This window comes from Maribacter sp. Asnod1-A12, from assembly GCF_045063735.1.
GTDB lineage: Bacteria > Bacteroidota > Bacteroidia > Flavobacteriales > Flavobacteriaceae > Maribacter.
In genome coordinates this window covers 1,956,798-1,981,398 of sequence record NZ_JBEFNZ010000006.1, presented here as the reverse complement: position 1 = coordinate 1,981,398, position 24,601 = coordinate 1,956,798, and the positions used below count along the sequence as shown (strand labels likewise).

Genomic DNA, 24,601 nt, shown 5'->3' with positions numbered 1-24,601 from the left:
TATGGGTGTAATCAATTATAGTTCAAAAGCATACCTATAAACATCAAAAAAGAGCCTATTTGTTTTTCAACAAAAGGCTCTTTTAAGAACACTCAAACTATTTTTTAAAAAATTCCTCTTAATCCTAAATTAAAAGTTTGTCCTAGCCCTGTATTACTGCCACGAACAAAGTTTGTGTACAATAACTCTAGATTTAGTGCACTTGTAAGTTGATACTTTGCACCACCACCCAATGCTGTAAAATCTTGTGCAAAATCATTACCCAAATCTAACCGTTGAGAATGTTGTGCCAATGCCAAAACGGTGAACTTGCTTGACGGGAAGTAGCTAAGAAAAATACCTGGCGTTAGGTTCAAACTATTATTGGCAAAACTCTCTTCCTTATCTCCAAAACTTAACTCTGAATTGATTTCACTAAAAAGTTGCCATTTATCTCCTGGAAAGGTGTAATCGTAAAAGAATCTATTTTGCCAGATGTATCCTTTTTGATCTAAAAAAACACCGTTTTCCGTTTCATTATCCACCAAAGGGATAAAGAATGAACTTTGAATTGAAAAATTACTGACAGAGGCAATAGGGACAAATTTCACTGATGGCGCTATTGAGGTAAGTCCGGATCTAGCCGTATTGTTTTCTCCGTCAAATTTAAATACATCCAATGCACTTCTATCACCAATAACATTTGATCTAAACTCTAAAATAGCACCAACATTCCACCTTTTATTTGTTCCAACCCCAGTGTATGCCTCTAATGTTGATGTAAAAAAAGTTTGTCTAGGCTCCGTACCTTCTGAAAATGTACTTTCAGTTTGTGTATATAAATTATTGAACCACTTTAAATCATACTGCCCCTTACCTATTAATTTTGACGGTGTATATTGCTGTATATTACTTTTCTGTTGCAAACTATCTTGCCCGTAGCCTGTAAAAAAGGCGCAAAGAGACACTGCAAGAAATAAATTTCTAGTTAAAATTTTCATTTTTAGGTTTTTAAAATTCTTAGTTGATTATTTAGTTTCGTTCAAAGACCAGTCGTAAGGATAGTAAGAAACCTTCGCATTTTCTGGTAATTGTTCTTTTCTATAGGTATTGATAAAATCTACAGTACTTCCTTTTTGTTCAAAGTCTCCTTTGTACCACTCAAATAATTGAGAAATCTGTACTTTATTCTTATTTACTTTTATAAAATTAGGATTGTTCAAAGCCAAAACGGTTTGCTTCTGCAATTGACCATCTATTGTGTTAGGCTTGTAAGCCGTGTTTATAATTGGTGGGCATCCTAAACCTGCGCATACCAATACAAAATGAAATCTTGCTTCTGCTGGAAACTGCGCTCTTAACAAATCATTCTCAATACCGTTTAAGGTTACAGACTTACCTGCTATTTCATGTTTTGTTTTATCAAAAAATCCAGCTACGTCTAAAGGAGATTTTAAAGGATAATTCTTTACGATACCATCTATAACCAGAAGGTTATATGCATTGATCCAAAAAGATTGATATGTTGCTGCATCTGATTTTAAAACCGATATACCCTTAGCAGAATTCAATGCCTCGTTTAAAGCTTCTGGGTTATTTTTAATGGCTGCGTATCTTACTTTACCATTAACAACGTACTCTTTAAAAAAACTATCGCTCTTGCTAAAAAAGGTAGCTACATCTTGTGCAGAAACACTAGTAACCATTAAAAGGAAAAACAAAGTCTGTATAACAATTCTATTCATCATAATTTTAAATTTAATATCACTTTTGAGATTGTTTAGGTCGTGGTCATTTACAAATACATACACTTCTCAAAAAAAATAATTTTTTTTCTTTACAATTTTCAAACGAATTAAACACTGATTTACTGTATGTTACAAATCCGTTTTAATAAGATTAAAACGCAAACTACGATAAAAAGTATCACAGAGTTATAACAAGTTTATAATCTTTCTAAATAAAAAGGTAGCTGTTAAGTTATTACCTTTAATACCGACACAACCATCAACAAAAGCATTTTATGGATCATATTGTAATTATTGGTAATGGCATTTCCGGAGTCACTTTAGCTAGACATATACGTAAGCTATCAGACAAAAGAATCACCATTATTTCCGCAGAAAGTGACTATTTCTTCTCCCGTACCGCATTAATGTATGTTTACATGGGTCACATGAAATTTGAACATACACAACCTTACGAAAACTGGTTTTGGAAGAAAAACAGAATCGACCTCGTTAACGGGTTTGTAGAAAAAGTAGAAACCGATGCTAAAAAGCTTCTTCTAAAAGGTGGTTTATCTATTTCTTATGACAAACTAATTATTGCAACAGGTTCTAAGCCTAATAAGTTTGGCTGGCCAGGGCAAGATTTAAAAGGTGTACAGGGCTTGTATTCAAAACAAGATCTAGAAATGCTTGAAAAGAATGCCCCCAATAATAAAGTATGTAATCGTGCGGTTATTGTAGGTGGCGGACTAATTGGTATTGAAATGGCAGAAATGCTGCGCTCTCGCGAAATACCGGTCACTTTTCTAGTTCGTGAAAAGAGCTTTTGGAACGGAGTATTACCTGCCGGGGAATCTGCAATGATTAACGAACATATTCTAGAACACCATATCGATTTACAATTAGATACCAATCTTGAAAAGATAATTTCTGATGAAAATGGACGCGCAAAAGCAGTAGTCACAGACAAAGGCGAAACCATTGAATGTAATGTAGTTGGCTTAACTGCCGGTGTTACCCCAAATATCGATTTTTTAAAAGATTCTGGTATTGAATTAGGCAGAGGCGTAAAGGTCAATCGTTTTTTAGAGACCAACGTTAAAGATATATTAGCAATAGGCGATTGTGCAGAGCAACACGAAGGTATTGGCAGCAGAAGACCAATAGAAGCTGTTTGGTATACGGGCAGAATGATGGGCGAAGCGCTTGCACAAACTATTTGTGGAAACCCAAGAGAATACAACCCTGGTCACTGGTTTAACTCAGCTAAATTTTTAGATGTAGAATACCAAACCTACGGTTGGGTATTTAGCGAACGCAGTAAAAAAGATAATGAACACCACTTTCATTGGCGCCATGCTTCTGAAAAAATATGCATTACCGTTGCGTTTGATAAAGACAGTCATCAATTTTTAGGCATCAACACCTTTGGAATTAGAATGCGACACGAAATTTTTGACCAATGGTTAACAGAGAACAAAGATATCGACCATGTAATGACCTATTTAAAAGATGCCAATTTCGACCCTGAGTTCTACAAACTTTATGAGGATGAAATTGTCGCCAAATACAATACCGATTTCAATAAGAATATCAGTGCAAAGAAAAAAAGCTGGAAACGAATTTTTAGCAAAGCTTAAAGAACAAGAAAAATGAAAGTACTTCAAAATATAGGAATAATTATTTTTTTGGTAGGTCTAAGTATATTTGCTGCCTTACCACTTCTTGGAACCTTCAAGGTAGATAAATCCATCGTTCAAGAAATAGTTTCAGATAATTCAATTAAAAGTGAGTTATTCATTGAAAATATAGAAACCAAAATACAAGGCAAAGAATTTAAAGGTGTTCAGAGCTTATCGCCAATAATTGTTTCTTCTGTAGATGAAGCGAATGCTACGCACAGAAAAAATAAGGAGTATAAAAAAATTATTTATACAAAAGGTAGAGATATGGCAGGAGCTATCGCCAAAAAATCTGGAGTAGGTTTTATCGCAGAAAACAAAGGGTTAATGTGGTTTTTAACCTTTGGATTAGGTATTATCGGAGCCCTCTTATTTATTATTCCCCAAGTAATTCTTTTGGGCCCAAAAGGAATTAAGAATGACGGAATATATCATCAGAGTTCAACTAATAGAGGTTGGATAGCTTGGCTAGTCTTTATATTCTTAGTTTCATTTTATTTGATTTTATATTTCCGTCCAGAGTATGCAACCAATTGGACTTTTCTTGTAGATCCTATTAGTGTAAGTTTAAGCGGTAATCCTGCTGGTCATTGGTTTGTGTATGGCTTTATGTATTGTGTTGTAATGTCAGTAATGGCAGTACGTATGTACATAAAATATCGCCATAATATATACCAGGTAGTAAGAACAACATCTGTTTTGTTCTTTCAAATTGTATTCGCCTTTCTTATACCTGAAATTATGGTGCGTTTACAAATGCCCTACTATGATTTTAAAAATGCTTTCCCTTTAGATTATGACTTCTTTTTTCAATGGAATTTAAAGACGCTTTTAAATAGTGGTGGAATTGGAATATTTATTCTTTTCTGGGGTGTCATTCTAACCTTGGTTATTGTACCTGTAATGGTATATTTCTTTGGAAAAAGATGGTATTGCTCTTGGGTTTGCGGTTGTGGCGGTTTAGCCGAAACATTAGGTGACCCATACAGACAACATTCGGATAAATCACTATTTGCATGGAAAGTTGAACGCTGGTTAATTCACGGAGTATTACTTTTTGCCGTAGTAATGACGGGTATGACGCTTTATAGCTTCTTTTCAGAAACAGGTACTGTTCTCGGTATTAAGACCCAAAGTGTACAAAATGTTTATAGCCTTGCAATAGGTTCTGTTTTTGCAGGTGTTATAGGTACTGGTTTCTATCCCATATTTGGCAATAGGGTATGGTGTAGGTTTGGTTGCCCATTGGCGGCTTATTTAGGGTTTGTACAACGATTTAAATCTCGATTCAGAATAACAACAAATGGAGGGCAATGTATTTCTTGTGGCAACTGTTCTACCTATTGTGAACAAGGAATTGATGTTAGAGCATATGCTCAAAAAGGAGAAAACATTGTACGTTCTAGTTGTGTAGGCTGTGGTATTTGTTCTGCGGTTTGCCCAAGGGGAGTTCTAAAATTAGAAAACGGACCTGAAAAAGGGCGTATCAATTCTAAAGATGTCTTATTAGGTAATGATGTTGATTTAATGGATTTAGTGAACAATAAATAGATTTTATTCTTAAAATAACGCCGTGCTTTTAAGCGCGGTGCTAATTTTAATCTTGTTCACTTATACTTTATAACAGGAAAAAGATCATGAAAGACTGGTTTTCACCAATCTTTCATGATCTTTACAACCTATTAACAACAACTTAGACAGTACATGAATCGCTTTTTTTACTTACTTTTTTTACTATCACTATCTACACAATCTCAGACAGAACTTAATTACCCTGAGGTTGTTTATGGCAAAGAAAACATCAGTGCCAGCTGGGTTAGTCACCCAGATACAAAAGGTGGTGAAGACACAGCGGTTTTGTTTCGTAATACATTTAATGTTGCTGATGCAAAGGCAGATTTTATCATCAATATTTCTGCAGACAACCACTACTTTCTTTATGTAAACGGTGAGTTTATTACCCACGGACCTCAATTGAGCGATATTCAGCATTATAAATATGAAACCTTAAACCTGAAAGATTACCTAAAGCAAGGAGAAAATGTCATTGCCGTTAAGGTGATCAATTTTGGTAAAAGACGATTTTTAGGCATGCAGTCTATATTCACTAGTGTAATGGTAAACGGTGTTACAGATAATGCCAAAATCATAAATACTACCGGTTTTAATGATACATGGCTAAGCACCATTAATCAATCTTACAAAGCTAACGAAGTAGTTTGGAGAGGTGATGGAGAAAAGGCTATTGTAGGGGGATTCTATGCCAACAACCCTACGGATATGGTTGACATGAACAACTACCCAACCCATTGGGAAACCCTAAATTTTGATGATACCGATTGGAAAAAAGTAGCGTTTTTTGAAAACGCCAGTAGTATGGGCGGCTCTATTGCTTATTTACTAGAACCTCGTAATTTACCTTTACTTTCTTGGGATGAGGAAAGAATTGCAAGTATTGTCCGTTCTTCAAAACCTCTTGAAACTGAGTTCCCAGTGTTAGGCAGTTTAACACTTGAACCTAATACAACCACTACTTTTCTATTAGACCAACAATACGTTACTAACGGATTTCCAGAATTAGTTTTCAGTAAGGGAAAATCAGCTACCATTAACATTAAATATGCTGAGAACCTTTTTGGTGCAAACAATGAAAAAGGGGATCGTAACGACTTAGAGAACAAAAAGCTTTTAGGCTATTACGATGAAATTATTTCTAACGGAAAAAATGCGCAAAAATTTATACCGAATTGGATGCGCACCTTCCGTTTTATTGAGTTTGAAATTGAAACCAAAGATCAGGAGCTTGTTCTTGAGAATTTTGTAAACCATAGATCAAGAACCAGTATACCATCTATTGCCAAGTTTACTACAGACAATGACATGTACAATGATATTTTTGATATCTGTAAGCGTACCATTGATATCTGTACCCAAGATTATTTTTTAAGTGATGCCTATTATGAAACTATGCAGTACGTAGGCGATACTAAAATACAAGGTTTAATCTGGCAAGCTTTGAGCGGCAATGCAGCACATACCAAAAATGCAATTCGCCAATTTGACCACAGCAGAGATTCTGACGGTAATATTTTAGGTGCTTATCCGCTTCGCTCTACCTTTATTTACCCTACCTACTCTTTGGTTTGGGTAGATATGATTGCAGATTACTATAACACCTCTAACGACAAAGCATTTATTGAAACCTATAAAGATGGTATTGCAAATACCCTTGCCGGATTCGAAAAAAACATGAACGACCTTAACTTGGTCAACAAAACGCCATACCGCTATTTCGTTGACTGGTATACCGGACCTAATAATGGTAGTGGTACGGCCACCAAAAATGACGGACTCAATTCTGCAGTGGTCAGTTTACATTATGTACATGCATTACAAAATGCCTCTCGCCTATTCACTGAGATCGGAGACGAACAAACATCAATGAAATACAAGAACAGAGCTCAAGAAATCATTACATCTGTTTACGAGCTTTGTTATGACCAAGAAAGAAATCTATTTGCGGAGCGCCCTGATAAGACTATTTATGACCAGCATACCAATATCATGGCAATATTGACAGATGCTATTCCAGAAACCGAACAAAGAGCACTATTAGACAAAATTCTAAACGAAGAAGATTTGTTACAAGCCACATACTACTACCGCTTTTATCTTTTTGAAGCGATTAAAAAAGTAGATGCCCCAGAATTGTTCGATGTTGCCCAACAACCCTGGGAGGAAATGATCGAAGACAACATGACCACTACTTTAGAAAGATTTGAAAGTGTTGAGAAACCAACAAGATCAGAAGTGCATCCGTGGAGTGCGTCGCCCGCATATTTTTATTTTAATTATCTGGCAGGCATCCGATCGGTACAAAATGATTTTGAAGAAATGGAAATTTCCCCTGCATTTGGGAAACTAAATGAAATAGCAGGTTTGCTGCCTACATCAAAAGGAACTATAGTATTTGAACTAAAGAGAAACAAGAATAAATTATCCGCCGAAATAACAATTCCTGATACCATGAAAGGCAACTTAAATTGGCAAGGAACTGTAATTCCTCTTAAAAAAGGAAAAAATACCTATACTATAAAAAGTAGAAAGTAACAGTGTAATCTTCGGTATGGTAAGCACCTATATTTTAATCTAATATTTTAAAAAAATGAAGCTATTTAAACTTTTTTTACCCGCTCTTATTTGTTTAGGATTGTTAGCTTTTACCAATCCTGAAGACAAACGTTATGAACGTACCTATTATGAAGACGGCACCTTAGAAAGTGAAGGATGGATGCGTTATAGTACAAGAACTGATTATTGGACTTTCTACCACCCTAACGGTCACAAATCTGAACAAGGTTTTTACGCCTATGGTAAAAGAGAAAAGTATTGGTTTTTTTATAGTGAAGACCGTATTAGAATCAAAGAAGGCAAATTTGCCGATAATAAAGAAATTGGCTGGTGGCTTTTTTACGATAAAAAAGGTCGTATTAACCACAAGTGCCAGCTAACAAAAGGAATAAAAGACGGGTATTGCCTAAAGTACAAGGACACAAAATTAATATCCGCAGAGAAATACAGTAAAGGTGAAAAGATCAAGGAATGGACATCTTTTCGTGACTTTACCAGTGAAAATAGTTTATCAGATTTAAAATAATGACAGACATTAAAGTAATTATACCAGCTTTTAACGAAGCAAATTCTATTGCCCATGTCATCAACGAACTACCAAAAACGGTATCTGAGGTAATCGTTGTGAACAATAACTCTACAGATGATACCGTAAAAAATGCCGAAGCTGCTGGTGCAACAGTACTTACCGAAACTAGAAAAGGATATGGCTATGCCTGCCTTAAAGGCTTAGATTATGTAGCAAATCTGTCAAAACAACCAGATATTATCGTATTTATTGATGGAGACTACTCTGATTATCCAGAGGAACTGAACAAGATAGTTGCTCCTATTTTAGAAAAAAATATAGATTTTGTGGTTGGCGCTAGAACAAAAGCTTTACGAGAAGAAGGTTCAATGACCCCACAACAAGTTTTTGGCAACTGGTTGGCAACATTTTTAATGCATTTATTTTTTGGTGCAAAATTTACGGATTTAGGTCCTTTTAGGGCAATTAAATACGAAAAGCTCAAAGAATTGAACATGGAAGACAAGACTTATGGGTGGACGGTTGAAATGCAACTGAAAATTCTTAAGAAAAAAATGACATATACCGAAGTACCAGTACGTTACAAACGAAGAATTGGCATATCTAAGGTATCTGGTACCGTAAAAGGTAGTATATTTGCAGGCATAAAAATTTTGGGGTGGATCTTCAAATACAGTATAAAATAATATGGCTTTAGCTCTTGCATATCTTATCATCATCATCTACAGTTTCTCTTTACTGTTGATTTTCTTTTATAGCTTGGCGCAGCTTAATCTGTTAATCAATTACTTATCCCAAAAAAGGCAAAACCAAACGGCACCTAAGTTTAATTTGTTAGACCCAAAGGAAATTCCGTTCGTAACCATTCAACTTCCTGTTTTTAACGAAGAATATGTAATGGATCGTTTATTGGAAAACATCGCTAAAATAGAATACCCTAAAAGTAAATTAGAGATTCAGGTTTTAGACGACTCTACTGACGACACCATTATAACCACCGCAGCCAGTATTGCAAAATTACAGGAAACCGGTTTAGATATTAAACATATTACAAGAACAGACCGTTCTGGTTTTAAGGCAGGTGCCTTAAAAGAAGGACTAGAAGTAGCAAAGGGTGAATTCATTGCCATTTTTGATGCGGATTTTTTACCTGCTTCAGATTGGTTAAAGAAAACAGTTATCTATTTCAAAGATGAAGAAATTGGTGTGGTACAGACCCGTTGGGGACACCTGAACCGCGACTATTCTACCTTAACAAAAATACAGGCTTTTGCTCTTGATGCTCATTTTACCTTAGAACAGGTTGGGCGTAACAGCAAAGGTCACTTCATCAACTTTAACGGTACCGCAGGTATTTGGCGTAAAGAATGTATTCTTGATGCCGGTAATTGGGAGGGCGATACGCTTACCGAAGATTTAGACCTTAGTTACCGCGCACAACTGAAAAACTGGAAATTTAAGTATTTGGAGAATGTGGAGACTCCCGCTGAACTACCTGTAGTGATAAGTGCAGCTCGTTCTCAACAATTTCGTTGGAACAAAGGTGGAGCAGAGAACTTTAGAAAAACGGTTTGGAGCGTTGTAAGCGCAAAAAACATCCCTTTTAAAACGAAGTTTCACGGGGTAATGCACCTACTGAACAGTTCTATGTTTTTATGTGTATTCTTAGTTGCTTTATTGAGTATACCATCACTTTATATTAAAAACACCTATGGTCATTTAGACTGGGTATTCTCTCTTTTAAGTTTGTTTACCGTTAGTACCATTATTTTATTTGTGTGCTATTGGTTTACCTATAAGAGTATACAAGGCAGCGGCTTTAACAACTTTGTAGATTATATACGTATTTTCTTTACCTTTTTCTCTGTAGCATTAGGTTTCTCTTTACACAATACCATTGCCGTATTAGAAGGACATATGGGTAAACGAAGTGAATTTGTACGTACACCAAAATTCAACATCAGTACCTTAAAGCAAAGCTGGAAAGGCAATAAGTACCTAGCTAAAAAGTTATCACCTAACATGATCTTGGAATTTGCCTTAATGGTTTATTTCATGTTTGGTATGTATAGTGCAATACCATTGAATGATTTCGGGTTGTTTCCGTTTCATTTTATGCTGTTCTTGGGCTTTGGGTTTGTATTCTTTAAATCATTGACCTCAAGAGCTTAAAACAGCTTGAAACAAGATATTAAAAAGGGACAGCCATTGGCTATCCCTTTTTTAATTCCAATTCTTTTTGTTTGTTTAACTTACGCCTAAAAATAGGAATAAGATTACTTGTTATCTTATTCGTCTTAAATAGCGTATAAAGTAACTTGTTACTTTATACTATTGTTCTAGGTAATTTAAATAAACACCAATGCTTCGAAAGGAAATTAAAGATGACAATGAACTCTATCTGTATTTTAATGACAAATTAATTTACAAAAGATGGCTGAATCAAGGTTATTCCAAAGTATTTGACAGATTCGCATGTGGGAAAGACACTTTTATGAGCATAACGAAGGACGAAAATGGGAATATTAAACATCTAAGAAAAATATTTATCCGAGGAGAGTTTTGCGATTCAAAATTGGACTTCTGGAACAAATATGTTGAAGACATGGAGTTTTCTGTAAAAAAGGATTTTGGAAAAAATCTTGATGCCTTCAATGATGCTATCACAGCAAAAGGACCGGGTTACCCTGGTGATTGTATTATTGAAATTACAGGGACGGAAAAGCTTGAGAAAATATTTGGTAAGAAAGATTTTAACTTTATAATTGAACTCTTAAAAGAGGCTGAGTTTGTGAAATTGATTGTTAAAAAATCAGAAGTATGAAACAAATTAATTTTACCAAAGAAGAAGTTTCGTGTATTTTACATGTAATTAAACTAAGATTCGCTAGTGTTACACCTGCAGAAATGTCACAACCAAAATTTATAAGAAATGAATTCTATTATCCACTTTTTAAGATAAGAGAAAAACTGGAAAATAATGAGACAAAATTTCTAAAAAAGGAAATTAACATTATGAAAATAAATCTAAATAATTTCGGAACTAAAAAGGAAATTACTGAGTTAAACGGATTCAAAAAAATAAGCTTTATTAAAATATGACAGCCAGCACACTTACCGACTGAATCTACTAGTTTACTTAAAATTAATATGTGACTACTGTTTAATCAACCAATATTAATTCTAGACGACTTATAATGATTACTTTTATAGTTATAGAATCAAATATTGAAAATGATGAAAATTCAATTTAAAAGTATAATAATAGCCTTGTTACTGGTTACTACTTTCAGTTGTAAAAACAAAAAATCTGACAAGACCAATACCACTGCCACAGAAGAAGTAAGTATTTCAGTAAAAAAAGATAATTTTCTTTCAGGCGGTTTGGCAGAACCTATATCTATTGTTAGTAAAGAAATGTCTGATGGCACTACCGCAGATTGTTATAAAATTGTCACCACTGGCACACCTACAGAGCATGAAATGGGACCTTGGTGTCCAGATAATATTACTGATGATGCATCAAAAGGTGGTGTTTGGGCAGTAGAAGGAGAAATTTACGATATTGATGGCGAGTTCATTAAAAACTTAGGAACACTTTTTAATGATGATACTTGGATGCTTTATGATAAAACCACAGGTGAAATCACTAAAACAAAGACCAAGGCAGAATGTAATGATGCCGCAGACCCAAATGTTGGCGAAGAATATAAAAACTTTTGTGTAGAATGCTTACCATCTTACATCACTGGTATGACGCATACATATTATATACCGATTACTCCTAAAAAAGCACCTGAAGGATATGCCTTTAGATCTGGACCCCCAAACGGCGGTGAAGATGACCATGAAAGGCCAGAACGCCCAAAAGATGGAGAAAAACCAAAGGGACCACCACCTGGTGGAGCAGGGGTTGGTCCTTCAAATAGAGGTATAGCTTTTAACGGTGTTGTTTTTAATGCACCTGCGCCAGTAGATAATATTCTAGCCGCTTATACAATTGCTCCTTTTGATGATGCCGGTGGACATATAAATTTACATGAAGGTTATCATTATCATGCAGCAACAGGTGTCTCTAAGAAAATAGCGCAGAATGATAATCATGCTCCAATGATAGGATATGCTATGGACGGATACCCGATTTATGCCAATACTGATGCCGATGGTAACGAAGCTACGGATTTAGATGAATTTAGAGGTCAATACGACGAAATTAGAGGGTACCACTATCATGTAGACAAAGCCGGAAGCAACAATTTTATTGATGGTTTACGTGGTGTCTATGCTATGTAAAAAACTTCTTTTACCACTTTTTCTTACTGCTTTTCTCTTGGTAAGCAATGTGCTTTTCGCCCATAATCCAGATTTTTCGAGCATTATTATTTCTAAAACGGAAAATGGGCAAATTGTTATGCAATTAAACAGCTCTTTAACAGCTTTTCAACAAGAGGTAAATTATGTAAACGGGGAAGGTGCCTATGCATCTCCAGAAGAATTTCAAGATTTAGTACTTCAGCTTTTTAAGTCTAGATTCTCTATTGTTCTCAACCAAGACAATCCCTTTCAGTTTAAGAATACTAAAGTATTTTTGGGTCATGAGACGAAGATAGTTTCTGAGCTCATTGGTTTACCTAAGGAAGTAAATCACATATATTTAAAAAATGAAGTGTTCAAAGACCTACACAATAGTCAATCTGTCGTTGTTTTTTTATTGGATGGATTTCCAAAAGAAAGATTCAACTTACTGCAAAATAACCAACATGAAGTAAACATTACTCTAGAAGAAGGAAAATGGATTGAGCCAATTAAACAAAGTGTTCCTGCACCATTTAAGTATTTGCCGTATTTGATTACCCTTATGATTGGAGGTTTTCTATTTTTTGTTTCTAGAAAATAAAGCATCACATGAAAAAACCAAATAAAGCAGTTTATATCGCTTTAGTAATTGTAATAATCGGTCTTATATTTCAATTTATGGAAATGGGATTTTTTGGAGAGGATCCCATACCTGAAATCACCCAATATAATCAACTGTTTTTTTGGACCGGAATTCTAATTTGGGCTCTTGGATATATGAAACAAGAAACTGCAAAAAAGAAGGATAACGAAAATGACCTGTGAACTAAACAACAATCTAACGGGTCTGCTTGCGTTGAACTACCACTATAAAACCAACAAACCTTTCGCTACCCTTTTTAAAAATATAAACTTCTTTATTTGAATAGACGAATTGAAGATTCTTTCAAATTCAATTTAGCTGGTTGCGGAAATTCTGCATGAACTATCAATACATTTTCATGATGTTGCTCTAACTCACTCAACACCTTTCTGTTCAATAATAAAATGGTTGAATGACCGTAATGGTCTAATTTATCAAGAATGGTTTTTCCGTTAAATTCACACACCCAATGTGTTTCTGACATATTTTCTTCGTAAAACAACTCTAAAGTTGGTACTTGATAATAATCATGCTCACCAATACCTTCTAAATCAAAAACCAAACGAAGCAATCCGCCTTCTAAAGAGGCTCCCTCACTAGAAACACCTAATTGTTCAAAAGATAATTTACCAGAAGTTGGTTCATTAAATTTCACTTTTATCTCTCCTTGATTTATCTCTACTTTGCTCATCAACGTTTGTTTTTATGATACCACCAAAGCTAGATAACAACGTAGATTAATACTATGACATTTATCAGGATTAATAAATCAATACATCTTATATAAAACTGTTACAATAATACCATGTTCATCTACGACTTTTAAAAGTTCGCGCTGCTCTACAACTTTCAAATTAAATGGTGCCAACAAAAGATTGATGCCACTTTGCTTTTTTAAACGAGTACCTTGACCTGAGATAATATCTACATTAGGTATAAAACCTTTATTAGGAAGATGTTCTGTTACTATTACATACTTGTAATTAACAAGCTTAGCCGCAACCTGCTTTACCTCATCATTAGAGATATGCTGCAAGACTTGACGAAGAATAGCACAATCTGTATTGGGCAAAGTGTCTTTAGAGACATCTAGACATAGAAATTCCAAATTAGGAGCTTTATATTTCTCTTTGTTGCGCTCAATTAATTCTGGAACAATATCTACCGCAATAAAATTCTTGGCGTGGTCCACCAATTCTTTTCCCACATTAAAATCCCCGCAACCTAAATCACATACTGAAATTGGTTTTTCAAATGAACTTAAAAAAGCAATTAATTTCTCTACATAAGGTTTTACAATTTCTGGTTTATGAGAACCTTCACCAGAATAAAAATCTTCACCACCACTACCCCACAAGTTCTTTTCATAGACTTGTTGCATAGCATCTTTTGTTGGCCATGGTGTTTTACTTCTTGATTTTTCTTGTTTACCCTTCATTAATTATCTAAAAAACATGAACTTTTATCTGTATGTAGTAATATAAAGTAAAATAACCAAAGACGATTATTAGCCTCCTTATGTACTGAATGGGACTTTAAAAGATAACATATGCGACTCATAAAAAAACTACCATATAAAAAATGTATTTTCATTAGCATAAAAATTCAATTAAATGGAACAAATAAAAATCATATTCTTTCTTTTAGGTTCGTTCTTTGGTATTGAAAATAGTAGAATTGCTTCAGACAAAAACACTGTCACCATTTATCCTGAAAAACACAAAATTGAGATTGTTCAAGAAAACCTTTTTACCATAATCCAAACCGAAAAAGACACTGCTCTTATCTTGGCACAATGGGAGCAATTAGCAAATTGGAAAGAAGACAAACTGCCGTGGGCTAAAGAGTTAGAAAATTTCACCAATAAAAATGTGACTATTGAAAATAATGAAGGAGCCATAGCACCACGCATTTCTTTTAATTACACTGACGAAGATGATTTGCGTGCCTTGGGTATCTGGTATAATAAAGAAAAGAATCAATATTCTATTAATAATATTCCAAGAGACCATACCACAAGCGAAAACGGTAAATTAGAAGGCAATTATTGGATTTTTGAAGGAAACAGTAAATTTAGCTTCACCATTGAAGCTTTTATTGACCTACCCAGCGAATACAAGAAATTAAAGATCCCTATTATCACCATAATAAAGAAGTAAATGCCCAACCGGCATTGAATTGAAAATAAAATTTATATTACGATTATCCAGTAAACACTAAACATATGTCACTAGATAAAAACAAAGAAAATGCCATAGCATTTTACAGAACAGCATACTTGGGTAATCCAAAATTAGCCATAGAGAAATATGTAGGCAGTGAATATATTCAACACAACCCAGACGTTGCCAATGGCACACAAGGTTTTATTGATTATTTTGAACGTATGCAGGCAGAATACCCAGAAAAATCTATTGAATTTGTACGCTGTATTGCAGAAGGCGATTTAGTTTCACTACACACGCACCAAACTTGGTCAGGAAATGATCAATACGTGACTATGGATTTCTTTAGGTTTGATGCAGAAGGAAAAATATGCGAACATTGGGATGCTATTCAGCAAATTCCCAAGAAATCCAAGAACCCGAATACCATGTATTAATTTAATATGAAGACCTAAAACGCTATTATGAAAGATATTGTTATTCAAGGAATTAATTGGGATGCCAAATCATCTTTTCAACAAGGTCCGGCGAAAGCTCCTGACCTCATTAGAAAAGCATTATACAGCAATTCTATGAACTTATATACAGAACTTGGGGTATCCATAGAAAACGATGCCATAACGGACAAGGGTGATTTTACCATTAATGATTATTTTGATATTGAGACCATCACCAAAAACAACCTAGATGCTGGTTCTAAACTACTTTCTTTAGGCGGAGACCATTCTGTCACTTTCCCCATTATCAAGGCTTTTAACGAGTACTACCCAAAACTAGACATCTTACATATTGATGCGCATGCAGATCTGTATCATGAATACGAAGGGGACCCTTATTCTCACGCATGCCCTTTTGCACGGATTATGGAAAACGGTTTTGCTGTAAAATTGGTGCAAGTCGGTATTCGCACTTTAAATCCGCATCAGGCAAATCAAGCAAAAAAATACGATGTTGATGTTCATGAAATGCGGAATTTAGATTTAAACGCTATACCTAAATTCAATAATCCTCTTTACATTTCTTTAGATATGGATGGCTTTGATCCTGCTTTTGCACCTGGAGTTTCTCATCACGAGCCAGGCGGACTCTCATCACGACAAGTTTTAGACTTAATTCATAGTATAGATACCGAAGTAGTAGGTGCGGATATTGTAGAATATAACCCTAATAGAGATTTTCATGACATGACCGCTTACTTGGCCGCAAAAATGATGAAAGAACTTTTAGGAAAATTGATGGGCAATTGAAATCATTTTTCAATAAAAACCAGTAAATTGACCTGTTACTAAACCCAGACCCCTAATGCCGATTACCTTTAAAAATTACATGAAACTCCACAAAGTTTCCTTGATATTGGCAGTATTAAGTTTTGTATTTTACTACACCTTCGCCTATCATTTAGATCGAACCGATTTTATAAAATTGCTCTCTCTTTTTGTAGCACTTTTCTTTTTCTGTTTTAAATTGATACAGTTTGAAAAACTGAATTTCAGGTTCTTATTAGGTATTGGAATTATATTTAGATTAATTTTTCTATTTATAGAACCCAATCTTTCTCAAGATTTCTATAGGTTCGTTTGGGACGGTCATTTGGTCTCTCGTGGCGCCAACCCCTATTTACACACACCAGACCAATTAATGGAAAATATGGTATCTATGATACCAAATGCCAATATTTTATATGAGGGCATGGGCAGTTTAAGTGCGCGGCATTATAGCAATTACCCACCTTTGAACCAGCTTATTTTTGCTATTGCGGCATTTGTTGGCGGCAAAAGTATTTTCGGCTCTTTATTTGCCATGCGTGTCATTATTATTCTTGCAGACATAGGTGTATTCTATTTTGGGAGAAAGTTGCTAAAAAATCTGAACAGATCTCCACATTTAATATTCTGGTACTTCTTAAATCCCTTGGTTATTGTAGAACTCACAGGCAACCTCCATTTTGAAGGGGTAATGCTGTTTTTCTTTATTCTAGCCCTATTTTTATTATCTATAGATAAATGGAAAACTGCAGGTGTAGTTATAGCATGTTCTATTTCAATAAAGCTCGTACCCCTATTATTTTTACCACTTTTCCTTAAGTACTTAGGATGGAAAAAAAGCATCGTTTTCTACGCTATCATTGGCATAACATCTATTGTACTTTTTCTTCCATTTAATACCCCAGAATTTATAGACAACTATTCGAAAACTATAAAACTATGGTTTTCTAATTTTGAATTCAATGCAAGCATCTATAACATCGCTAAAAAAACTGCCATACATTTTAATGCAAAGCCGTGGGAATTTATTAAGGAATACGGCAAAATTACACCGCTGTTTACCATTGCCACTGTTGGTCTATTTACATTTTCACCAAAAAGGTATGATTTAAATAGAGTGCTCTGGTCTATGATGTGGGTATTGACCATCTATTATTTTGTATCTACTACCGTACACCCATGGTACGTTATTTTTCTGGTGCTGCTTTCTATTTTTACAACCTACAGATATGCCATCATTTGGTCTGCAGCCATTGTACTAAGCTACTTCGCCTATTCTCAGGCAGATTTCAAGGAAAACCTATGGCTTTTAAGCATTGAATATATTTCAGTGTACGGCTACATTGTTTATGAAATTATTGCACATAATAACAAAAAGTGAAGTTTTTGTAAAAATTATATAATGAGTGATGTCAAATAAATATTATTTGTACATTTACCCCATAATGAACGAAATAAACTACTTTTTATATAGCACCGTGAGCCCATTGGCTCTAGCGCGCCCGTTCACATCTCGCCGTCGTCGCCCGTAAGGGTAAGATATAATTATGGAATTAGGTGAGTCCATTTCCGCACAACAAATCAAAACTTTTTTTACACTTTTAAATCTAACTGGCAATGAACTTAATTGTTGCTAACGAATCACATTTTAAATACGCTCAGGATATTTGCGACACCATAGCTGATTCTGCTAAAGTACGCGGTACAGGTATTGCTAAACGTACCCCAGAGTATATTCAGAAAAAACTAGCTAACGGCAATGCTGTTCTTGCATTGGACGGAGATAAGTTTGCAGGTTTCTGCTACATTGAAGTTTGGGGGCACGAAAAATTTGTTGCCAATTCCGGACTCATAGTACACCCAGACTATAGAGGACAAGGTCTTGCCAAAAACATAAAGGCAAAGATTTTTGACCTTAGTAGAGAGAAGTTTCCAGATGCTAAAATATTTGGGATCACTACCGGCTTGGCAGTTATGAAAATTAACTACGAACTAGGTTACAAACCGGTTACATTTTCTGAATTGACAGATGACCCAGAATTTTGGAAAGGCTGCCAAACCTGCAAAAACTTTGATATTCTTACAAGAACAGAGCAAAAAATGTGCTTATGTACAGGTATGCTTTATGATGGCGCTACCAAGAAAAAAACTGAAGAGTCAAAAGAAATGAACGGCAAAGCTTTTACAAGGTTAAAAAGTATTAAAGAGAGTTTGTTTCTGAAAAAGAAATAAGAGTATAGAGTATAGAGTATAGAGTATAGAGTATAGAGTATAGAGTATAGAGTATAGAGTATAGAGTATAGAGTATAGAGTATAGAGTATAGAGTATAGAGTATAGAGTATAGAGTATAGAGTATAGAAGTTAAAAAATAAATATTGAGAGTAGTGAAATAGCTGATTTTTATAAAATCTTTTTTCTATTGACTTTTTTCTAACCTCTCTTTTCTAGCCCTATCAAACTAAAACAATAATTACCCGGCATCACCGGATTTGAACATATTACAATGAAAAAATTAGTACTAGCATACAGCGGAGGATTAGATACATCTTATTGCGCTAAACATTTATCAAAAGACAAAGGATTTGAGGTTCATGCAGTAAGTGTAAACACTGGTGGATTTTCTTCGGATGAAATAAAAGAAATCGAGAAAAAAGCAATCGAATTAGGGGCAACATCATATACCTCAATAGACGCCGTACAGACTTTTTATGACAAAGTAGTAAAGTATCTTATTTTTGGTAATGTACTAAAAAACAATACCTACCCGCTTTCTGTAAGTGCTGAACGTATTGTACAGGCAATCGAAATTGTAAACTATGCTAAAAAAGTAGGTGCAGGTTACATCGCTCACGGTAGTACAGGAGCTGGTAATGACCAAGTTCGTTTCGATATGATTTTTCAAATCATTGCTCCAGAAATCGAAATCATCACTCCTATTAGAGATAATAAATTAGCAAGAGAAGAAGAGATTGCATACCTAAAAGAAAACGGAGTAGATTACCCTTGGGAAAAAGCTAAATACTCTATTAACAGAGGACTTTGGGGAACATCTGTTGGTGGTGAAGAAACTTTGACTTCTGAAAAAGCATTGCCAGATAATGCTTACCCAAGTCAGTTACAAGAAAAGAACCCTACGGACGTAAAACTGACTTTTGAAAAAGGAGAGCTAGTTGCTATTGATGGAGAAAAAGATTCTCCCGTTGCTAATATTGAAAAACTTGAGGCATTAGCTTCAAAGTACGCTATTGGTAGAGATATCCACGTTGGCGATACCATTATTGGGACTAAAGGAAGAGTTGGTTTTGAGGCTCCCGCATCTTTAATCATCATAAAAGCACACCATTTACTAGAAAAGCATACGCTTACAAAATGGCAACAATACCAAAAAGAACAGCAAGGTAATTTTTACGGAATGTTATTGCATGAAGGTAACTACCTTGATCCAGTCATGAGAAATATTGAAACCTTTTTGACCGATACCCAAAAAACCGTTTCCGGAGATGTTTTTGTTGGCTTATATCCTTTTCAGTTTAGACTACACGGTATTTCATCTGAACACGATTTAATGACAGATGCTTTCGGTAAATACGGTGAAGTAAATAAAGGTTGGACTGCAGATGATGCTAAAGGCTTTATAAAAATCCTATCTAATTCAGGAAAGATATATAACCATGTTAATGGGGATAAATAGTTAGAAAAAATAGTATTAAGGAATGAGTACAAAGTATTAAATAAAAAGATTAAAAGTGTTATTCAAGTACTTCGTACTTACTACTTATTACTTGATAGTTATTCAGAAAAGAACATTATGATTAAAGCAGGTATTATTGGTGGTTCTGGTTATACGGGTGGGGAGCTTATTCGCATCTTATTGAATCATCCCGCAACGGAAATAGATTTTGTTTTCAGTACTACAAGGGCTGGAAAAAAAGTAACCACCGCGCATCCGGATTTGCTAGGGACCACTGACCTAGAATTTACAGGAGAAGTTAACCTTGCTATAGATGTTGTTTTTCTATGTCTAGGTCATGGAAACTCTACCACATTCTTAAAGGCACATGACTTTTCTTCGAAAACAGTAATCATCGATTTAAGTAATGATTTCAGACTTGATGCCGATGCTGATTTTGAAGGAAAGCACTTTGTATACGGGTTACCTGAATTGAACAAAAGCAACATAGAGAATGCAAAATACATTGCCAACCCTGGTTGTTTTGCTACTGCTATTCAACTAGCGTTGCTGCCATTGGCTAAGGCAAACTTATTAGAAAATGAAGTACATATAAATGCTGTAACCGGCAGTACAGGAGCAGGTGTTAGTCCGTCTGCAACCTCTCATTTTTCATGGAGAAATAATAATATAAGCTGGTACAAGCCTTTTACGCATCAACATTTAGGTGAAATTAATGAGAGTCTGCATTCGCTTCAAGAAAATACGGGCAACTTATTTTTCATGCCCAATAGAGGAAATTTCACTCGTGGAATTTTAGCTACTTCGTACACCAAATTCGAAGGCAATTTAGAAGATGCCAAAAAAATCTATCAAGAATATTATAAGGACGCCGTATTTACACAAATTTCTGATGAACCTATCAATCTAAAACAAGTGGTAAATACCAATCAATGCCATATTCATTTACATAAACATGAAGATATTTTATTGATTACCTCAGCAATTGACAACCTCCTAAAAGGTGCATCTGGACAAGCAGTACAGAATATGAATTTAATTTTTGGATTAGAAGAAAATTTAGGCTTGAATTTGAAAGCGGGAGTTTTTTAACTTCGGCTACGCTCAGTTACCTAACATAGGAGATGGTGAGAAATAGAAATACAGTTGATGATTAATGGAATTTTAAAAATCTATTTAAAGAAATCAAGCTTAAAATAATATAGTTGAATTATAAGCAGAGAATACTAAGTACTAATAAATTAGAATATACTTTTTACTTAATACTTTGTACTCATTACTTAATACAAAAAACATGAAAATAGCGATTATAGGTGCAGGTAATTTAGGACTTTCTATAGCAAACGGAATTCTAAAAAGTAATGGTGCCACTAGCATGTACCTTACTAAAAGAGATATCAAATCTATTTCTGATTTTGAAAAATTTGACAAGGTTACCGTTACAAACGATAATCGTTTGGCGGTACAAAATTCAGACATTTTAATATTTGCGGTACAACCCGTTCATTTTGCTGCAATTTTAGAAAGTGTAAAAGACCTCTTAACTGAAAACCATGTAATCATTTCCACCATAACCGGCTTCGGGATCGAAAAAATAGAAGCCGTTATAGGTAAGGATAATTACATTGTTAGAAGTATGCCAAATACCGCAATCTCAGTTGGTAAATCTATGACCTGTATTTGTAGCAATGAAAAAGGGAAAAAACGAATAGAGCTAACAAAAGCAATTTTCAACAGAATGGGGCATTCTATGGAAATACCTGAAAGTCAAATGCAAGCTGCAACAGTTATTTGCGCAAGCGGTGTAGCGTTTTGGATGCGTCTTATTCGCGCCACCACACAAGGTGCCATACAATTAGGTTTTGATGCCAAAGAGGCTCAAGAACTAGCCATGCATACCTGTAACGGCGCTGCAAGTTTATTAATAGATTCTGGTAATCATCCTGAAGAAGAGATTGATAGGGTAACTACACCAATGGGCTGTACCATAACCGGTTTAAATGAGATGGAGCACCAAGGTTTAAGCTCTTCTTTAATACAAGGTATAATTGCCTCTTACGATAAGATTACTGAATTTAAAACGAAGTAACACCAGCCAACAAAACCAATTCACTATTAAAATTGATGCTATTGAATTATGAAATTATTCGACGTTTACCCACTATATAATGTTACTCCTGTTTCCGCAAAAGGTATTGTGGTGACCGATGACAAAGGTGAAGACTATTTAGACTATTACGGTGGGCATGCCGTAATATCCATAGGACATTCACACCCACATTATGTGAAGCGCCTTAAAGATCAATTAGATAAAATAGGATTTTATAGTAATGCGGTACAAAACCCGCTTCAAGTAGAACTTGCTGAAAAACTAGGTGTAGTTTCTGGTTGCGAAGATTACAACTTATTTTTATGTAATTCTGGTGCCGAGGCAAATGAGAATGCGCTTAAAATGGCTTCTTTCGCAACTGGTAAATCTAAAGTTATCGCTTTTAATAATGGTTTTCATGGACGAACTTCTGCGGCAGTAGCGGCAACAGACAATCCATCTATAAATGCGGAATTAAATCAGCAACACGAAGTTGTCTTTCTTGACCTGAACGACATCAAAGGTTTTGAACGGGAAATTTCAAAGAATGTCTGTGCCGTAATCATAGAATCTATACAAGGTGTAGGCGGATTAGATGAACCTACTACCGAATTTTTACAAAAAGTAGCAGCGCTATGTAAAGAAAATGACGCGCTATTAATTGCCGACGAAGTGCAATGTGGCTTTGGTAGAAGTGGTAAATTCTTTGGGTTTCAACATCACAATATAAAACCGGATATCATTAGCATTGCAAAAGGAATGGGTAATGGATTTCCTGTTGGCGGTGTCCTAATTCATGAGAACATTAAAGCAAAATACGGAATGTTAGGAACCACTTTTGGTGGAAACCACCTGGCATGTGTAGCTACTTTGGCTGTACTTGAAGTTATTGAAAAAGAAAACTTGATAACCAATGCGCAAGAGCTGGGAGTGTATTTTAATGAAAAGGCAAAAGAAATTTCGCAAGTAAAACGAGTAAAAGGAAGGGGATTAATGTTAGGATTGGAATTCGATTTTCAAGTTGCCGATTTACGCAAAAAATTAATCCACGAACAACACTTGTTTACCGGTGGAGCAAAAGATAAAACGGTACTTAGAATTTTACCTGCTTTGAATATTACAAAACAAGATTTAGACGTGTTCTTCACAGCTCTTAAGACTGTATTATCATGAAAACAACACTTAGTTTAGAAAAAAGAAATGCCGTATTAAAACGTATGGCAGAATTGGTGCAACAAGAGGAATCTATTTTAATGTCTGCCAATGAGAAAGATTTAAATTCTTTTGAATCAGGCGACATTGCCATGATCGATCGCTTAAAGGTAAATAAGGACAAGGTAGCAGAAATGGTTTCTTCCTTAAAAAAGTTAGCTTCCCTACCTGACCCTTTGCATGTAGAACGTTTTCAATTTACGCATGACAACGGTTTAGAAATCAGTAATAAAACGGCTCCGTTCGGTACTATTATGATTATTTATGAATCTAGACCGGACGTGACTATTGAAGCTGCCGGGATTGCTTTTAAATCTGGAAACAAAATTTTACTAAAAGGTGGTAAAGAGTCGCTAAACTCAAACTTAGTTCTGGTCAACCTTTGGCATAAAGCATTAGAATCTTGCGACTGTGCTACAGATTGGGTGACCTACCTAAATTACTCTAGAGTAGAAACACAACAGTTTTTAGAAAATCCTACCCAAAAACTAGATTTGATTGTTCCACGTGGTGGCGAAAAATTAATCGCTTTTGTAAAACAACACGCTAAGTGCCCAGTAATTGTAAGTGGGCGTGGCAACAACTTTGTATATGTTTCTCAAGATGCAGATCTGCAGTTGGCACTTGATGTTATTGTAAACGCAAAGACGACTAAAATATCGGCTTGTAATGCGGTGGACAAGGTACTTATTTCTAGAGATTTACCTCGTAAGGCTGAATTTTTAAGTCACTTGATACAAACACTAAAGAAGCATAATGTAGAAATATTGACCGATGCAAAACTAGCCGGTATGGATGGTACTTCGCAAATGGAAAATGATTTGGTCTGGTATGAAGAATTTTTAGATTATAAAATTGTCATTGGGCAAGTGCCTGATGTTGATGAAGCTATACAATTGATCAACACTTACGGTGGTGGACATTCTGCTGCTATCATCACAAAAGACGAAGAAGAGGCAGATATTTTCATGCAATCAGTTGACACGGCTGCAGTATACCATAATGCATCTACCCGCTTTACTGATGGCGGACAATTTGGATTAGGTGGCGAACTAGCAATAAGTACTGACAAATTACACCAACGCGGTCCCATTGGCTTGCAGCATTTGGTTACCAATAAATGGTACGTTAAAGGAAATGGACAAGTAAGATAGGTGATTGGTTGTTCGTTGTTCGTTGTTCGTTGTT

At 35.1% G+C, this 24,601-nt stretch carries 25 protein-coding genes; 21 read left to right on the top strand and 4 right to left on the bottom strand.

Features of this window, described 5'->3' with window-relative positions:
- Nucleotides 1–104 precede the first annotated feature (104 nt).
- Nucleotides 105–980, bottom strand: a complete 876-nt coding sequence (locus tag ACJJVP_RS08430) for a hypothetical protein (protein WP_405412672.1) — start codon at nucleotides 978–980, stop codon at nucleotides 105–107.
- A gap of 27 nt (nucleotides 981–1,007) precedes the next feature.
- Nucleotides 1,008–1,727, bottom strand: coding sequence for a DUF547 domain-containing protein (locus ACJJVP_RS08425; protein WP_405412669.1), 720 nt, complete (start codon nucleotides 1,725–1,727; stop codon nucleotides 1,008–1,010).
- Nucleotides 1,728–2,002: 275 nt separating this feature from the next.
- Between ACJJVP_RS08425 and ACJJVP_RS08420 the strand changes: the two genes are divergently transcribed.
- The 11 genes from ACJJVP_RS08420 to ACJJVP_RS08370 all read left to right on the top strand — a co-directional run bounded on the left by ACJJVP_RS08420 (nucleotide 2,003) and on the right by ACJJVP_RS08370 (nucleotide 13,172).
- Nucleotides 2,003–3,349 (top strand): NAD(P)/FAD-dependent oxidoreductase, encoded by a 1,347-nt coding sequence (locus ACJJVP_RS08420; protein ID WP_405412667.1) that lies wholly within the window; start codon nucleotides 2,003–2,005, stop codon nucleotides 3,347–3,349.
- 12 nt (nucleotides 3,350–3,361) lie between these two features.
- Nucleotides 3,362–4,942, top strand: a complete 1,581-nt coding sequence (locus ACJJVP_RS08415) for a 4Fe-4S binding protein (protein WP_405412664.1) — start codon at nucleotides 3,362–3,364, stop codon at nucleotides 4,940–4,942.
- A 153-nt stretch (nucleotides 4,943–5,095) separates the two neighbouring features.
- Nucleotides 5,096–7,501 (top strand): hypothetical protein, encoded by a 2,406-nt coding sequence (locus ACJJVP_RS08410; protein WP_405412662.1) that lies wholly within the window; start codon nucleotides 5,096–5,098, stop codon nucleotides 7,499–7,501.
- A 55-nt stretch (nucleotides 7,502–7,556) separates the two neighbouring features.
- Nucleotides 7,557–8,048 (top strand): toxin-antitoxin system YwqK family antitoxin, encoded by a 492-nt coding sequence (locus ACJJVP_RS08405; protein WP_405412660.1) that lies wholly within the window; start codon nucleotides 7,557–7,559, stop codon nucleotides 8,046–8,048.
- Entirely contained in the window at nucleotides 8,048–8,737 is a 690-nt protein-coding gene (locus tag ACJJVP_RS08400; RefSeq protein WP_405412657.1) for a glycosyltransferase family 2 protein, read from the top strand. Before ACJJVP_RS08405 ends, ACJJVP_RS08400 begins: the two co-directional genes overlap by 1 nt.
- Nucleotide 8,738: 1 nt before the next feature.
- The gene (locus ACJJVP_RS08395) at nucleotides 8,739–10,223 is read left to right on the top strand and encodes a cellulose synthase family protein (protein WP_405412655.1); all 1,485 of its coding nucleotides are present in this window, start codon (nucleotides 8,739–8,741) and stop codon (nucleotides 10,221–10,223) included.
- A 190-nt stretch (nucleotides 10,224–10,413) separates the two neighbouring features.
- Nucleotides 10,414–10,875, top strand: coding sequence for a barstar family protein (locus tag ACJJVP_RS08390; protein ID WP_405412653.1), 462 nt, complete (start codon nucleotides 10,414–10,416; stop codon nucleotides 10,873–10,875).
- Nucleotides 10,872–11,153, top strand: a complete 282-nt coding sequence (locus tag ACJJVP_RS08385; protein ID WP_405412651.1) for a hypothetical protein — start codon at nucleotides 10,872–10,874, stop codon at nucleotides 11,151–11,153. Before ACJJVP_RS08390 ends, ACJJVP_RS08385 begins: the two co-directional genes overlap by 4 nt.
- 132 nt (nucleotides 11,154–11,285) lie before the next feature.
- Nucleotides 11,286–12,344 carry a YHYH protein gene (locus ACJJVP_RS08380; protein ID WP_405412648.1) on the top strand — a complete coding sequence of 353 codons (1,059 nt, stop codon included), beginning with the start codon at nucleotides 11,286–11,288 and terminating at the stop codon, nucleotides 12,342–12,344.
- Nucleotides 12,334–12,948 (top strand): hypothetical protein, encoded by a 615-nt coding sequence (locus tag ACJJVP_RS08375; RefSeq protein WP_405412646.1) that lies wholly within the window; start codon nucleotides 12,334–12,336, stop codon nucleotides 12,946–12,948. Before ACJJVP_RS08380 ends, ACJJVP_RS08375 begins: the two co-directional genes overlap by 11 nt.
- Nucleotides 12,949–12,956: 8 nt before the next feature.
- Complete coding sequence (locus tag ACJJVP_RS08370; RefSeq protein ID WP_405412644.1) at nucleotides 12,957–13,172, top strand: hypothetical protein; 216 nt, start codon at nucleotides 12,957–12,959, stop codon at nucleotides 13,170–13,172.
- 92 nt (nucleotides 13,173–13,264) lie between these two features.
- Here the strand turns inward: ACJJVP_RS08370 and ACJJVP_RS08365 are convergent, their stop codons facing one another.
- Both ACJJVP_RS08365 and ACJJVP_RS08360 read right to left on the bottom strand, forming a co-directional pair.
- On the bottom strand, nucleotides 13,265–13,681 hold the full coding sequence (locus ACJJVP_RS08365; protein ID WP_405412642.1) for a hypothetical protein: 417 nt from the start codon (nucleotides 13,679–13,681) through the stop codon (nucleotides 13,265–13,267).
- Nucleotides 13,682–13,759: 78 nt separating this feature from the next.
- Nucleotides 13,760–14,428 (bottom strand): class I SAM-dependent methyltransferase, encoded by a 669-nt coding sequence (locus ACJJVP_RS08360; protein WP_405412640.1) that lies wholly within the window; start codon nucleotides 14,426–14,428, stop codon nucleotides 13,760–13,762.
- A 175-nt stretch (nucleotides 14,429–14,603) separates the two neighbouring features.
- Between ACJJVP_RS08360 and ACJJVP_RS08355 the strand changes: the two genes are divergently transcribed.
- The 10 genes from ACJJVP_RS08355 to ACJJVP_RS08310 all read left to right on the top strand — a co-directional run bounded on the left by ACJJVP_RS08355 (nucleotide 14,604) and on the right by ACJJVP_RS08310 (nucleotide 24,567).
- Nucleotides 14,604–15,149 (top strand): hypothetical protein, encoded by a 546-nt coding sequence (locus tag ACJJVP_RS08355; protein ID WP_405412638.1) that lies wholly within the window; start codon nucleotides 14,604–14,606, stop codon nucleotides 15,147–15,149.
- Between the two features lie 65 nt (nucleotides 15,150–15,214).
- Nucleotides 15,215–15,592: an ester cyclase gene (locus ACJJVP_RS08350; protein ID WP_405412636.1), complete on the top strand. Its 378-nt coding sequence runs from the start codon at nucleotides 15,215–15,217 to the stop codon at nucleotides 15,590–15,592.
- 27 nt (nucleotides 15,593–15,619) lie between these two features.
- Entirely contained in the window at nucleotides 15,620–16,402 is a 783-nt protein-coding gene (gene speB / locus ACJJVP_RS08345; RefSeq protein ID WP_405412634.1) for an agmatinase, read from the top strand.
- A gap of 79 nt (nucleotides 16,403–16,481) precedes the next feature.
- Nucleotides 16,482–17,801 carry a glycosyltransferase 87 family protein gene (locus ACJJVP_RS08340; RefSeq protein WP_405412632.1) on the top strand — a complete coding sequence of 440 codons (1,320 nt, stop codon included), beginning with the start codon at nucleotides 16,482–16,484 and terminating at the stop codon, nucleotides 17,799–17,801.
- A 236-nt stretch (nucleotides 17,802–18,037) separates the two neighbouring features.
- On the top strand, nucleotides 18,038–18,652 hold the full coding sequence (locus tag ACJJVP_RS08335) for a GNAT family N-acetyltransferase (RefSeq protein WP_405412630.1): 615 nt from the start codon (nucleotides 18,038–18,040) through the stop codon (nucleotides 18,650–18,652).
- A 272-nt stretch (nucleotides 18,653–18,924) separates the two neighbouring features.
- A complete protein-coding gene (gene argG, locus ACJJVP_RS08330) occupies nucleotides 18,925–20,112 on the top strand; it encodes an argininosuccinate synthase (protein WP_036156884.1) in 1,188 nt (395 codons plus the stop codon).
- Nucleotides 20,113–20,229: 117 nt separating this feature from the next.
- Nucleotides 20,230–21,204 carry an N-acetyl-gamma-glutamyl-phosphate reductase gene (gene argC / locus ACJJVP_RS08325; protein ID WP_405412628.1) on the top strand — a complete coding sequence of 325 codons (975 nt, stop codon included), beginning with the start codon at nucleotides 20,230–20,232 and terminating at the stop codon, nucleotides 21,202–21,204.
- A 202-nt stretch (nucleotides 21,205–21,406) separates the two neighbouring features.
- The gene (proC, locus tag ACJJVP_RS08320) at nucleotides 21,407–22,201 is read left to right on the top strand and encodes a pyrroline-5-carboxylate reductase (RefSeq protein ID WP_405412625.1); all 795 of its coding nucleotides are present in this window, start codon (nucleotides 21,407–21,409) and stop codon (nucleotides 22,199–22,201) included.
- Nucleotides 22,202–22,249: 48 nt separating this feature from the next.
- The gene (locus tag ACJJVP_RS08315) at nucleotides 22,250–23,374 is read left to right on the top strand and encodes an aspartate aminotransferase family protein (RefSeq protein WP_405412623.1); all 1,125 of its coding nucleotides are present in this window, start codon (nucleotides 22,250–22,252) and stop codon (nucleotides 23,372–23,374) included.
- A complete protein-coding gene (locus tag ACJJVP_RS08310; protein WP_405412622.1) occupies nucleotides 23,371–24,567 on the top strand; it encodes a glutamate-5-semialdehyde dehydrogenase in 1,197 nt (398 codons plus the stop codon). The genes ACJJVP_RS08315 and ACJJVP_RS08310 overlap by 4 nt, the downstream gene beginning before the upstream one ends.
- The last annotated feature ends 34 nt before the right edge of the window (nucleotides 24,568–24,601 follow it).